The sequence below is a fragment of the Nocardia alni genome (assembly GCF_019038435.1).
Lineage (GTDB): Bacteria > Actinomycetota > Actinomycetes > Mycobacteriales > Mycobacteriaceae > Nocardia > Nocardia alni.
In genome coordinates this window covers 19,057-31,865 of sequence record NZ_JAGPOX010000073.1, presented here as the reverse complement: position 1 = coordinate 31,865, position 12,809 = coordinate 19,057, and the positions used below count along the sequence as shown (strand labels likewise).

Sequence of the window (12,809 nt, the reverse complement as noted above, 5' to 3'; positions counted from 1 at the left end):
ATCTGCTACAGCCGGAACCACTTGCGGACCAGCAGAGCGAAGAAGACCGACATGGAGACGGTGCCCGCCCAGGATTCGACGACGAACAGGGGCCTTGCTGCGGCGCGCAGGTTCGAAGTATCGCCCGGACCCAAGGGGTTCAAAAAAGAAGTGGCACACATGTATATGGTCTCGGTCCAATGCGGATCCCCGGCGAACAGCAGGGCCAGGACCGTGAATACGACGAGTTGCACGACCACCCAGCCCAACATGCGGAACGGCCTATACCCGTAGCCGCACAAGATATCCGAGAAATACCCGGTCAACCGCCGCCATCGGGGCGAGATTGCCCGAGTGCGAGCGCGCGCCACGTGCAGGCCACAGCGGTCTTCGGCATCGACGTCATCAATGATCCGGTACAGCGCCGCCGCGCGCCGATAAGCCAGCACGGCATGCGAGGGCATGGCCAGCCCGGACAGCTGACGCCCCAGGCGCTCGTACTCCTCGGCCAGCAGCGTGTTCTGGCGCGCGCTCAACCTCAGCGGGCCACGAAATTCGGCCTCCGCCGCCAGCAGCGCCGCGAACACCGCACTGGGCACCCGCCAGCCCTGCTCGTCGGCGATCGGCTGCCGTGCGGCCGCGTAGAGATGCACGAACACCAGGTCACCCGCATAACGGCGACCGTTGGGCGGATCGTATTCGGCCAGGACGGCTTGAACGTGCACGTCGAAGATCTCCAGCAACGCCCGCTCGCCCTGGTCGGCGCGATCCACAGTGGTCGCGTAATCCGTTGCCCGCCTGACGATCCAGGTCGATATCGATGCTACCCACGGTGCGATATCGGCCATGCGCGAGAGTTTACCAATGCGGCCGAAAGCAGCCCGAGAGATACAGCCTTCAGACCTGCGGAAAAGGGCTACTTTCGGCCGCAGTGGTAACGATCGGCACAGTATGGGATCAAGACCGGCGCTGCGATCCGGTACATCTAACGATGCTCCAACCGGCACCTCATGACCCGGGATTGCTCATCCGCACCCAGGTTGCGGCTGTCGTATTCGGCGAGCGGGTACCTCAGTACGTCGCGCGGCTCGCCCAGGCCGAAATACTGGTCGTCGTGTTCGGCGAAGACGAATCCGGCCTGTTTGAACAGCTTCGAGGCGTTGTAGTTGTCCGGGCGGACGGTGAGGTACATCAACTCGGCGCCGATCGACGCGCACCGATCCAGCGCGCAATCCAACAGCGCCCGGCCGTAGCCTCGATGCTGTAGCTCTTCGGCCACAGCGAAGGTGAACAGCAGTGCGCGGCCGTGCTTTTCCAGGATGAGGGCGTAACCGACCACGCCACCGTCCAGATCGGCGACGAACCATTCGGATCCGTGCAGGTCGTACAGCTGACGGAGCATCAGATACAGGTACGGCTCATGGAACACCTCGGCCTCGAGGGCCGCGATGTCGCTCAGGTCGGCGAACCGGGCCTGCCGGTACACCGGTTGCGGCGCTTGCGCGTTGTCCATGAGCTCCCTAGCTCCGAGGCGTCAGCCGTCCAATTTCCAGGGTAGAACCTTCCTCACACGCCCGCACACCGGCGACCATGCAAGTCCGCGGCGCGACGCACCGCCAACATACCTACACCTGAACAGTTGGTTGATACATCGTCGCATACCTCGATCGTGTAAACGGTCAGTCGGAGCCGATGCGCGTCAGATGTCCGGTCCGGACAGTTACCAGCGGGAATCCGTCGGATTGCGGATCTCCCGCTGGATGTCTTCAGGTGGACGCGGCGGCCTCACCCTCGGTGAGGTCCATCTCCGGTGGCGATACGCGCAGGCCGCGGGTGAGGTACAGCAGGTAGAGGATGCCCAAGACCAGCCAGCTCACGCCGAGGATGATCGCGGTGTTGTCCAGGTTGGTCAGGAGCCAGACGTCTACGCCGGCACCGATCAAGGGGGCGATCAGGCCGGTGAGGATGCCGCGTGCGGTGTTCAGGGTGTGGTTGCGGAGGGACAGGGCGATTACGCAGAGGTTGACGAAGGTGAAGGCGGTGAAGGCGCCGAAGTTGATGAAGCTGGTGGATTCGCTGACGTTGAGGCCGACCGCGATGATGCCCACCACGCCGATCAGGCCGATGTTGAAGACCGGGGTGTGGAAGTTGCGGTGTACGAAGCCGAAGATTCGGCGGGGTAGGACGCCGTCGCGGCCCATCGCGTAGAGCAGCCGGGATGCGCTGGCCTGGGCGGCGATTCCCGAGGCGAACTGTGTGATCACCAGTCCGGCAAGGAATATGGCGCCGAACAGGCGACCGCCGATCACCTTCGCGATGTCCGAGGCTGCGGTGTCGGCGCTGTTGACATGGACGCCTGCCGCGACCAATTGTGTTGCGTACGAGGCGATGACGAAGACGATACCGCCGATCACGGTGACCAGCAGGATGGCACGGGGGATGGTGCGCCGCGCATCTGTGGTCTCCTCGGTCAGCGTGGTGATCGCGTCGAACCCGAGGAACGAGTAGGCCGCCACCGCGGCGCCCGCGGCCACCTTGGACACCGTCGTGCCCGCATGCCAGAACGGGTGTGCGGAGAAGATCGCGTCGAATCCGCCGGCATTGCTCATATGCCCGAACGACAGCACCACGAAGAAGATCAGCACCAGCACCTGCATCGCCATCAGCAGCAGATTCACATTGGCCGCCACCTTGATCCCCACCACGTTCAGCGCCGTGGTCAGCACGATGAACAGCAGAATCCACACCCACGCGGGCACACTCGGGAACTCACCGTTCAGATACGCGGCGCCGATCAGCCAGATCACCATCGGGATGAAGAAGTAGTCCAGCAACACCGCCCACCCCACCAGAAACCCCACCCGCGCATCGATGGTCCGCCGCGTATACGTGTACGCCGACCCCGCCACCGGAAACGCCGCCGCCAGCCGCCCATAGCTCATCGCCGTGAACAACATCGCCACCAGCGCAAGCAGATACGCGGTGGGCACCACCCCACCCGAGTCCTCGTCGAGCACACCGAAGGTGCCCAGCACGATCATCGGCGCCATATACGCCAACCCGAACAACACCACCGGCCCCAACGTGAGGGTCCTGGTCAAATGCCCCGCCGAGCCGTCCATCTGTCCTCCGCCACGTCGCGTTGGGTCCGTGAAGTACAGAATGAATCAGACCCCGCCCGATCCGCTGAGAAACGCCGCATATCGGTCACGCCGGCGCGGCCGCTGTCTCTCAACCCGAGCGCTCACGATTCGAGGCATTCGCCGATATGCGCAGAGGACCTGCGCGCAGGTCCGGCCTCCTGCTGCATTCCCCGGCAGCGATCGTCCGAAAGCGGACGTTCGAGCCGACAGAATGCAGCGATAGGCCGGGTTGTCCTTGCGAAGCGGGCCCGCGGAGTGCAGTTCGGCGTGGCGGCTGTGCGCTGGTCCCTGGCAGGTGGTGGGTGCGGTGTCGGGTAGGAGTGGGAGAACCGGCCTCCGGCTGCATTCTTCGGGCGGGATCGTCGGGGACCAGAGTTTCGTGGCGGAAAAATGCAGCGGGAGGCCGGATCGGGGGTGGCTCATCGCGGGGTGCGGACGTTGTCACGAAATCCCCCGGAACCTCGGCGACCGGGTCCTCCCGTATCTCCGAGCGAGAAATAATCCGACTGCTGCGGTTCGATGGTCGCGGCCAGTACTCGCGCCACCTCCTCGCCGCCGCCGCGCAGCGGGGAGATCGTCACCCGGACCGCCTGCGGATGTCGCGGGTCGACGCAGAACGGGCCGCCGGGTGCCACACGGATTCCGTTGGCGGCCAAGTGGACCAGGGTCGAGCGCTCGTCGGCGACGGGCACCCAGACGTTGAGCCCCTCCCCCCGGCCGACGTGTACGCCGGACCGCTCCAGGGCATCGGTGAAGGCGTTGCGCCGGATCTGATACTGGATGCGCGCGTTGTCCACCGCGCGAGTGGCGGTCTCGTCGCGAAGCAGCTCGTACAGCAGGCGTTGCAGGATGCGCGGGGTCCAGCCGGGGCCCAGCATGCGGGTGGCCACGACCCGGTCGATGACCTCCTCGGGGCCGGACAGCGCCGCGATCCGCAGGTCCGGGCCGTGCGATTTGGAGTAGCTGCGCACGTGCAGCACCTGATCGGGCAGCCAGCGGCCGATGCTCACGTCCTCGGCGGGCACGATGCTGGCGGAATGGTCGTCCTCCACGACCATGCAGCGGATCTCGCTGCGGCGCAGGATATCCGCGAGTTCGGCGATGCGGTCGGAGTCCATCGACGCGCCGGTGGGATTCTGTGCGCGCGGCTGGATGATCGCGGCCACGGGCGACAGGCTCAGCGCACGCTCGAATTCCTCGGGCAATATCCCGCGTTCGTCCATGCCGACCGCGACAGGTTGCGCACCAATGGCTTCCAGATAGTCCAGGAAGTGCGGAAACGTCGGGTTCTCCACGATCACCCGATCGCCGTAGCGGACCACCGCGCGCAGTCCGCGCGCGACCGCGTCCATCGCGCCGTCGACGACAGTGAGCCCGCCCGAGGCGGTCGGCCAGTCGGCCTGCAGCAGGCGGCCGAGTTCGGGCACCACCGGCGCCTGGTGGTAGTCGGTGGGCTCGGCGTTGAGCGCCACATGCGCCAGCAGCGGGCCGAGCTCGGGCAGCAGCCCCGGATCCGGGGTACCCAGCGACAGATCGAGCCGGGCTGCACTGGCGCTGGAGACCATGCGCGCGGTGCGCGCGGGCGCGGGATGCGGTGCGGCCGAAGCCGGTTCGGCGACGAAGGTGCCACTGCGACCGCGCGAGACCACCAACCCCGCCTGAGACAGGGCCTGCCAGCCGTGGCTCACCGTCGCCGGGCTCACGCCGAGCTGTGCCGACAATTCGCGCACCGTCGGCAGCCTGTCTCCGGGACGCAGCTCGCCACTGCTGATCATCCGGGCGATGGCCCCGGCGATCCCGGCCGGGGTCGGGTCATCGATCTCGATTGGTCTGCTCATTTTCACCTCATGGCCGGACTGGCGGGTTTACGCTTCCGGTACTTGTTGAAATATTACAGAAATGTTTAGAGCCAAGAATAACAAATACCTCGCAAGTTAGGAGTACATCGATGACAACCATCAAGGCCGCAATCACCCAGGCCACATGGACCGGCGACAAGGAGTCGATGCTGGCCAAGCACGAGAAGTTCGTCGAGTCGGCCGCCGCCGAGGGCGTGCAGGTGATCTGCTTCCAGGAGCTGTTCTACGGCCCGTACTTCGGAAATGTTCAGGACAAGAAGTACTACGAGTACGCCGAATCCGTGCCCGGCCCCACCACGGAACGCTTCGCCGAACTGGCCCGCAGGCACAACATGGTCGTCATCCTGCCGGTCTACGAGGAGGAGCAGCCCGGAATCCTCTACAACACCGCCGCGGTGATCGACGCGGACGGCAGCTACCTGGGCAAATACCGCAAGCATCACATCCCCAACCTGCCGGCCTTCTGGGAGAAGTTCTACTTCCGGCCCGGCAATCTGGGCTATCCGGTATTCGACACCACGGTCGGCAAGGTCGGCGTCTACATCTGCTACGACCGCCACTTCCCCGAGGGCTGGCGCGCACTGGGCCTGAACGGCGCGGAGGTGGTGTTCAACCCCTCGGCCACCAAACCCGGTCTGTCCAACCGGCTCTGGCAGCTCGAGCAGCCCGCCGCCGCCGCGGCCAACCAGTACTACATCGCCGCGGTCAACCGGATCGGCACGGAGACCGAGGAATTCGGTGATGACGCCGTGACCTTCTACGGCAGTTCGTATTTCGTGGACCCGCGCGGCAACTACGTCGGCGAGGTCGCCTCCACCGGCACCGAGGAGCTGGTGATCCGCGAGCTGGATCTGGATGTGGTCCGCGAGGTGCGCGGGGACTGGCAGTTCTACCGGGACCGCCGCCCGGATTCGTACGACTCCATCGTCACGCCCTGACTCGAACGAAGGAGTTACCCATCATGTCGACAACCTTGATCACCGGCGGCACCGTCGTTTCCTCGACCGGCCGCGGGGACGCCGACATCCTGATCGACGGCGAACGCATCGTCGCACTGCTCGAACCCGGCAGCACCGTCCTGGGCACGGATCTGAAACGAACCGTCGACAATGTCATAGACGCTGCGGGCAAATACGTTGTGCCGGGCGGCATCGACGCGCACACCCACATGTCCATGCCTTTCGGCGGCACCACCGCCTCCGACGATTTCGAGACCGGCACCCGCGCGGCGGCCTGGGGCGGCACCACCACGATCATCGACTTCGCGGTACAGAAATTCGGCGAGCGCCTCCAGGACAGCCTGGCCACCTGGCACGACATGGCCGATGGGCAGTGCGCGATCGACTACTCGTTCCATCAGATAGTCGGCGATGTGAACAACGCCTCGCTCCAGGCGCTGCGCGAGCTGCCCGGCGAGGGCATCACCAGTTTCAAACTGTTCATGGCGTATCCGGGCGTGTTCTACAGCGACGACGCGCAGATCCTGCGCGCGATGCAGACCGGCGCGGACACCGGGATGATGACGATGATGCACGCCGAGAACGGCCCCGCCATCGACGTTCTGGTCAGCCAGCTGCTCGAACAGGGCAAGAAGGACCCGTACTATCACGGCATCGCGCGGGCCTGGCAGCTCGAGGAGGAGGCCACGCACCGAGCGATCATGCTGGCCGATCTGACCGGCGCGCCACTGTACGTCGTGCACGTCTCCGCGAAACAGGCCGTGGCGCAAGTGGCCGCCGCGCGCGACCGGGGCCGCAACGTATTCGGTGAGACCTGCCCGCAGTACCTGTACCTGTCGCTCGAGGACAACCTGGGCGCACCGGGTTTCGAGGGCGCGAAGTGGGTGTGCTCCACGCCGCTGCGCTCCCGCGAGGAACATCACCAGGACCATATGTGGCAGGCGTTGCGCACCAACGATATCCAGATGGTCGCCACCGACCACTGCCCGTTCTGCATGAAGGGCCAGAAGGATATGGGGATCGGCGATTTCTCCAAGATCCCCAACGGCATCGGCTCGGTCGAACATCGGATGGACCTGATGTATCAGGGCGTCGCGGACGGCAAGATCAGCCTCGAGCGCTGGGTGGAGATCACCTCCACGACCCCGGCGCGCATGTTCGGTCTGTACGGCCGCAAGGGCGTGCTCGCGCCCGGCGCGGACGCCGATGTGGTGGTGTACGACCCGAGCGGCCACACCTCGATCGGCCTGGGCAAGACCCATCACATGAATATGGACCACTCCGCCTGGGAGGGTTACGAAATCGACGGCCACGTCGACACCGTGCTCTCGCGTGGCAAGGTCGTCGTCGACAGCGGTGAGTACGTGGGCCGCAAGGGCGACGGGCGGTTCGTCCGGCGCGATCCCTGTCAGTACCTGATCTAGGAGGCACCCATGCAATTCGGAGCGGTGCTGCAATGCGACGCCCCCTCGGCGCGCACGGTGCATCTGGCGAAACTGGCCGAGGCGTACGGCTTCTCGCATCTGTGGACCTTCGACTCGCACATCCTGTGGCAGGAGCCGTACGTGCTCTACAGCCGAATCCTCAACGACACCAAGCGCATCACGGTCGGGCCGATGGTGACCAATCCGGCCACCCGGGACTGGGCGGTGACCGCCTCGACCTACGCCACCCTCAACGAGGCGTACGGCAACCGCACCATCTGCGGTATCGGCCGCGGAGATTCGGCGGTGCGGGTGAGCGGTGGCAGGCCCACCACGCTGGCGACGCTGCGCGAGTCGATCCACGTGATCCGGGAGCTGGCCAATTCCCGTCCGGTCGAATATGACGGGCGCACACTACAATTCCCGTGGAGCGCCGGCTCGGAACTGGACGTCTGGGTCGCCGCCTACGGCCCCAAGGCGCTGGCCCTGACCGGTGAGGTGGCCGACGGCTTCATCCTGCAACTGGCCGATCTCGACATCGCCGAATGGATGATCGGATCGGTGCGGCGGGCCGCCGAGGCGGCGGGTCGTGATCCCGCGGCGGTGAAGATCTGTGTGGCTGCGCCCGCCTACGTCGGCACCGACTATCAGCACATGCGCGACCAGTGCCGCTGGTTCGGCGGCATGGTCGGCAACCACGTGGCCGATATCGTCGCCCGCTACGGCGCGAACGGTCAAGTGCCACAGGCGCTCACCGACTACATCACCGGGCGGCAGGGCTACGACTACAACGAGCACGGCCGGGCGGGAAATACCCACGCGGACTTTGTCACCGACGAGATCGTCGATCGGTTCTGCATCCTGGGCACGCCCGAGGAACACCTGACCAAGCTGCGACGCCTGGCCGAGCTCGGGGTCGACCAGTTCGCCGGATATCTGCAACACGACAACAAGGAGGACACCATGCGCGTATACGGCGAGAAGATCATTCCGCAACTGACTCCGGCGGCCACCGCGGTGCAGGTGTAGCGATGACCACTACAGATGTCGATCTGGACAAGCACACCTACGATCTCGACCGCGCCCACGTCTTCCATTCCTGGTCCGCGCAGGGCGCCCTGAACCCGATGGTGGTCGCCGGCGGCCGGGGCACGGTTGTCTGGGACCACTCGGGCCGCGAATACCTCGACTTCTCCAGCCAGATGGTGAATCTCAATATCGGACACCAGCATCCGGCGGTGACCGCCGCGATCGCCGCGCAGGCCGCGCAGTTGAGCACCATCGCGCCCGGCACCGCGAACCTGGCGCGGGGCGAGGCCGCCCAGCGGATCACCGCGCTGGCGCCCGAGGGCATGAACAAGGTGTTCTTCACCAACGGCGGCGCCGACGCCAACGAGAACGCCATCCGCATGGCACGCCTGCACACGGGACGCGACAAGGTCCTGTCGACCTATCGCTCCTACCACGGCAATACCGGTGCGGCAGTGGTGGCGACGGGTGACTGGCGCCGCATGCCCAACGAATACGCCCGCGCGCACGTGCATTTCTTCGGCCCGTACCTGTATCGCAGTGAGTTCTGGGCGGATTCGCCCGAGCAGGAGTGCGAACGCGCGTTGCGGCACCTCGAGCGCATCGTGCAATGCGAAGGGCCGCAGTCGATCGCGGCGATCCTGCTGGAGAGCGTGCCGGGCACCGCGGGCATCCTGCTCCCACCGCCGGGCTATCTGGCCGGCGTCCGGGAGATCGCCGACCGGTACGGGATCGTGCTGATCCTGGACGAGGTGATGGCCGGATTCGGCCGCACCGGGCGGTGGTTCGCATTCCAGGGCCACGATGTGACGCCCGATCTCATCACCTTCGCCAAGGGTGTCAACTCCGGCTATGTGCCGGTCGGCGGCGTCATCATCTCCGACGCCATCGCGCACACCTTCGACGAGCGGGTGTTCCCGGGCGGGCTCACCTACAGCGGGCACCCCCTGGCCTGCGCCTCGATCGTGGCCGCGCTGGACGCGATGAGGGCCGAGGGCATCGTGGAACACGCCGCGAGCATCGGCCGCGACGCGATCGGACCGGCGCTATCCGAACTGGCGCAGGATATTCCGCTGGTCGGCGAGGTGCGCGGCGAGGGCGTGTTCTGGGCGATCGAGCTGGTCACCGACCGGGCCGAACGTACTCCGGTACCAGCGCAGACCATGGCGCGGATCAAGACCGCGCTGACCGAGCGGGGTGTGCTGGTGTTCCTGGCGGACAACCGAATTCACGTGGTGCCGCCGTGTGTGGTCACCGCCGACGAGGTGGCGACCGCGACGGCCGCCATCCGTGACGTCCTCATCGACGTGCAAGAAGGAGAGTGAGACGACGATGACCTCTATCCTCGACCACTGGGTGGACGGTAAGCCCTGGGCCGGTGAATCCGACCGCGTGGCACCGGTTTTCGACCCCGCACTGGGTACCGTACAGCGCGAGGTACGCATGGCCACCGCGGCGGATGTCGGCGCGGCCGTCGCCTCGGCCGCCGCGGCGCTACCGGGCTGGCGCGACAGTTCGATCGCCACCCGGACTCGATTCCTACTCACGTTCCGTGAGCTGCTCAACGCCCGCAAGGACGATCTGGCGCAGATCCTTACCGCCGAACACGGCAAGGTGCTCAGCGATGCCGCCGGGGAGATCGCGCGCGGCCTCGAGGTCGTCGAGTTCGCCCTGTCCATGCCGCATCTGACCAAGGGTGAGTTCAGCCAGAACGCCTCCACCGACGTCGATGTGTACTCGGTGCGCGAGCCGGTCGGCGTGGTGGGCATCATCACCCCGTTCAACTTCCCGGCGATGGTGCCGCTGTGGTTCTTCCCGGTCGCCCTCGCGGCCGGAAACACCGTGGTGCTCAAGCCGAGTGAGAAGGATCCCTCGGCCTCGAACTGGCTGGCGGAGCTCGCCGTCGAGGCGGGACTGCCGCCGGGTGTGTTCAACGTCGTGCACGGCGACAAGGAGGCCGTGGACGCGCTGCTGGTGCATCCGGACGTGGCCGCGATCTCCTTCGTCGGCTCCACCCCGATCGCGCGGTACGTCTATCAGACCGCCTCGGCCCACGACAAGCGCGTGCAGGCCCTGGGCGGGGCGAAGAACCACATGCTGGTGCTGCCCGACGCCGATCTGAACCTGGCCGCCGACGCCGCGGTCAACGCCGGATTCGGTTCCGCCGGAGAACGCTGCATGGCAGTGAGTGTGGTGCTTGCCGTCGATTCGATCGCCGACGCACTCGTCACCAAGATCGCCGACCGGATGGCCGGGCTGCGCACCGGCGACGGGCGGCGCGGCTGCGATATGGGCCCGCTGATCACCCGCACCCACCGCGACAATGTCGCCGCCTACCTCGATATCGCGGCCAAGGACGGCGCGGAAATCGTCGTGGACGGCCGCGAGGGCGAATTCGACGGCGCCGCAGAGGGTTTCTGGCTCGGCCCCACCCTCATCGACAACGTGCCGACCGGCTCGGAGGTCTACCGCGACGAGATCTTCGGCCCGGTGCTGTCGGTGGTGCGGGTCGAGGGCTTCGAGGCGGGCGTCGAATTGATCAACGCGTCACCGTACGGCAATGGCGTTGCCATATTCACCAACGACGGTGGTGCGGCACGGCGGTTCCAGCGGCAGGTGACCGTCGGGATGATCGGAGTCAATGTGCCCATTCCCGTCCCGGTGGCCTATCACAGTTTCGGCGGCTGGAAGGCGTCGATATTCGGAGACGCCAAAGCCTACGGTCCCTCCGGTTTCGCCTTCTTCACCCGGGAGAAGGCGGTGACCTCGCGGTGGCTCGATCCGAGCCACGGCGGTATCAATCTCGGGTTCCCGCAGAATAGCTAGACCCCGTTAGCGCGGGATAGAAGGATAGTTCCATGACACAGACACAGGTCCGGGAGCCCGATGGCACCCCGGAACGTACGGCGCTCGTCAATCCGGACCTGACGCCCACCACCGACGATACGGCGAAATGGCGAACCTGGGACCTGTTCTGTCTCTGGATGACCTCGGCGCACAGTATCGGCAGCTACGGATTCGCCGTCGGAATGCTGGCGCTGGGTTTGACCGGCTGGCAGACCATGGTGGCGCTGTTCGTCGGCGTACTGCTGCTGTGGGGCGGCAGCAATCTGATCGGTATCGCCGGACAGAAGGTCGGCGTGCCGTTCCCGGTCTTCGCGCGCGGCGCGTTCGGGGTATTCGGCGCGAATATCCCGGCGCTGCTGCGGGCGCTGGTGGCGATCTTCTGGTACGGCATCCAAACGTATCTGGCCTCCACCGCGTTGATCGTGCTGCTCCTGCGGGTCGCCCCCGGACTGCAATCGCTGACCACACACAAATTCCTGGGACTGTCCACGCTGGGCTGGATTTCGTTCCTCGTGCTGTGGGCAGTGCAGCTGGCGATCATCAGTTACGGCATGAACATCGTGCGCCGTGCCTCGGATTTCGCCGGGCCGGTGGTATGGATCGGAATGCTCGCGCTGGCGCTCTGGATTCTCGGAAAGGCCGGGTGGAGTATCGATTTCGGGGCGCGGGCGGGATCGGCGCTCTCGGGCGGCAAAACCGTGGCCGCGTTCATCGGCGTGGCGTTCCTGATGGTGGCGTTCATGGCCGGACCGCTGGTCAACTACGCCGATTTCGCTCGCTTCTCGCCGAGTAAGAAGGCGATCGTGCGGGGCAACGCCTGGGGCATTCCGTTCAACGAGACCGCATTCGTGGTGATCTCGATCGTCATCTCCCTGGCGACGCTGAAGGTGTACGGCAAGGTGCTGTCGGATCCGGTGGCGCTGGTCGCCAACATCCACAACAATACGATCGTCATCATCGCCGCCGCGGTATTCGCCATCGCGACGGTCGGCATCAACGTGGTGCTGAATTTCGTCTCCCCCTCCTACGACATCTCCAATACCGCGCCGAAATACATCTCCTTCCGCACCGGCGGGGTGATCACGGCAGTGCTGTCGATCCTGGTGATGCCGTGGAAATTGTGGGAGAACCAGAATTTCATCGTCTACTTCCTCGGCGGCGTCGGCGCCCTCATGGGCCCGGTGTTCGGCATCCTGATCGTCGACTACTACCTGCTGCGCCGCCAGCGCACCGTCGTCGCCGACCTGTATTCCGAGGCGCCGCAGGGCAGTTACCACTACCTGCGTGGATTCAACCCGCGCGCGCTGATCGCCCTGGTGATCTCGGGCGTGGCAGGCGTGCTGGTCGCCCTGATCCCGCACTCGCAGTCGGTGACCGCCCTGTCCTGGCCGATCGGCGCCATACTCGGCGCGGGCATCATGTACGCACTGAGCGCCGGGAGGCGTTCGGCGGCAGAATAATTCGATAGCACCCCGCACCTGCGCGCACCCCTCCGGCTCCAAGGAGGGGTGCGCGTTCGGCGTGCCGCCCCAGGACGGTCTGGGCAAACCCACCACACCCTGCTACCGT

Annotated in this window: 10 protein-coding genes; 6 read left to right on the top strand and 4 right to left on the bottom strand. The window is 65.8% G+C overall.

The features are described from left to right. Positions 1-5: 5 nt before the first annotated feature. The 4 genes from JZ791_RS25455 to JZ791_RS25440 all read right to left on the bottom strand — a co-directional run bounded on the left by JZ791_RS25455 (position 6) and on the right by JZ791_RS25440 (position 4,960). Complete coding sequence (locus tag JZ791_RS25455; RefSeq protein WP_216897747.1) at positions 6-827, bottom strand: hypothetical protein; 822 nt, start codon at positions 825-827, stop codon at positions 6-8. A 137-nt stretch (positions 828-964) separates the two neighbouring features. Continuing rightward, positions 965-1,492: a GNAT family N-acetyltransferase gene (locus JZ791_RS25450; RefSeq protein WP_216897746.1), complete on the bottom strand. Its 528-nt coding sequence runs from the start codon at positions 1,490-1,492 to the stop codon at positions 965-967. 253 nt (positions 1,493-1,745) lie between these two features. Then, entirely contained in the window at positions 1,746-3,101 is a 1,356-nt protein-coding gene (locus tag JZ791_RS25445; protein ID WP_216897745.1) for an APC family permease, read from the bottom strand. Positions 3,102-3,541: 440 nt separating this feature from the next. Then, positions 3,542-4,960, bottom strand: coding sequence for an aminotransferase-like domain-containing protein (locus tag JZ791_RS25440; protein ID WP_216897744.1), 1,419 nt, complete (start codon positions 4,958-4,960; stop codon positions 3,542-3,544). Positions 4,961-5,070: 110 nt separating this feature from the next. Between JZ791_RS25440 and JZ791_RS25435 the strand changes: the two genes are divergently transcribed. The 6 genes from JZ791_RS25435 to JZ791_RS25410 are packed head-to-tail and all read left to right on the top strand — an operon-like array spanning position 5,071 to position 12,700. Then, the gene (locus tag JZ791_RS25435) at positions 5,071-5,919 is read left to right on the top strand and encodes a nitrilase-related carbon-nitrogen hydrolase (RefSeq protein WP_216897743.1); all 849 of its coding nucleotides are present in this window, start codon (positions 5,071-5,073) and stop codon (positions 5,917-5,919) included. Between the two features lie 23 nt (positions 5,920-5,942). After that, positions 5,943-7,364 carry a dihydropyrimidinase gene (hydA, locus tag JZ791_RS25430; RefSeq protein ID WP_216897742.1) on the top strand — a complete coding sequence of 474 codons (1,422 nt, stop codon included), beginning with the start codon at positions 5,943-5,945 and terminating at the stop codon, positions 7,362-7,364. A 9-nt stretch (positions 7,365-7,373) separates the two neighbouring features. Further along, the gene (locus tag JZ791_RS25425; protein ID WP_216897741.1) at positions 7,374-8,393 is read left to right on the top strand and encodes a TIGR03842 family LLM class F420-dependent oxidoreductase; all 1,020 of its coding nucleotides are present in this window, start codon (positions 7,374-7,376) and stop codon (positions 8,391-8,393) included. Positions 8,394-8,395: 2 nt separating this feature from the next. Then, positions 8,396-9,718, top strand: a complete 1,323-nt coding sequence (locus JZ791_RS25420; RefSeq protein ID WP_216897740.1) for an aspartate aminotransferase family protein — start codon at positions 8,396-8,398, stop codon at positions 9,716-9,718. 7 nt (positions 9,719-9,725) lie between these two features. Then, positions 9,726-11,219 (top strand): CoA-acylating methylmalonate-semialdehyde dehydrogenase, encoded by a 1,494-nt coding sequence (locus JZ791_RS25415; protein WP_216897739.1) that lies wholly within the window; start codon positions 9,726-9,728, stop codon positions 11,217-11,219. 32 nt (positions 11,220-11,251) lie between these two features. Continuing rightward, positions 11,252-12,700 carry an NCS1 family nucleobase:cation symporter-1 gene (locus JZ791_RS25410; protein WP_216897738.1) on the top strand — a complete coding sequence of 483 codons (1,449 nt, stop codon included), beginning with the start codon at positions 11,252-11,254 and terminating at the stop codon, positions 12,698-12,700. Positions 12,701-12,809: the final 109 nt, after the last annotated feature.

Excerpts from the sequence above, each read along its gene's own strand:
- JZ791_RS25440 (WP_216897744.1), bottom strand. The coding sequence starts at position 4,960 with ATGAGCAGACCAATCGAGATCGATGACCCGACCCCGGCCGGGATCGCC.
- hydA (WP_216897742.1), top strand. The coding sequence starts at position 5,943 with ATGTCGACAACCTTGATCACCGGCGGCACCGTCGTTTCCTCGACCGGC.
- JZ791_RS25425 (WP_216897741.1), top strand. The coding sequence starts at position 7,374 with ATGCAATTCGGAGCGGTGCTGCAATGCGACGCCCCCTCGGCGCGCACG.
- JZ791_RS25435 (WP_216897743.1), top strand. The coding sequence starts at position 5,071 with ATGACAACCATCAAGGCCGCAATCACCCAGGCCACATGGACCGGCGAC.
- JZ791_RS25450 (WP_216897746.1), bottom strand. The coding sequence starts at position 1,492 with ATGGACAACGCGCAAGCGCCGCAACCGGTGTACCGGCAGGCCCGGTTC.
- JZ791_RS25455 (WP_216897747.1), bottom strand. The coding sequence starts at position 827 with ATGGCCGATATCGCACCGTGGGTAGCATCGATATCGACCTGGATCGTC.
- JZ791_RS25410 (WP_216897738.1), top strand. The coding sequence starts at position 11,252 with ATGACACAGACACAGGTCCGGGAGCCCGATGGCACCCCGGAACGTACG.
- JZ791_RS25445 (WP_216897745.1), bottom strand. The coding sequence starts at position 3,101 with ATGGACGGCTCGGCGGGGCATTTGACCAGGACCCTCACGTTGGGGCCG.
- JZ791_RS25420 (WP_216897740.1), top strand. The coding sequence starts at position 8,396 with ATGACCACTACAGATGTCGATCTGGACAAGCACACCTACGATCTCGAC.
- JZ791_RS25415 (WP_216897739.1), top strand. The coding sequence starts at position 9,726 with ATGACCTCTATCCTCGACCACTGGGTGGACGGTAAGCCCTGGGCCGGT.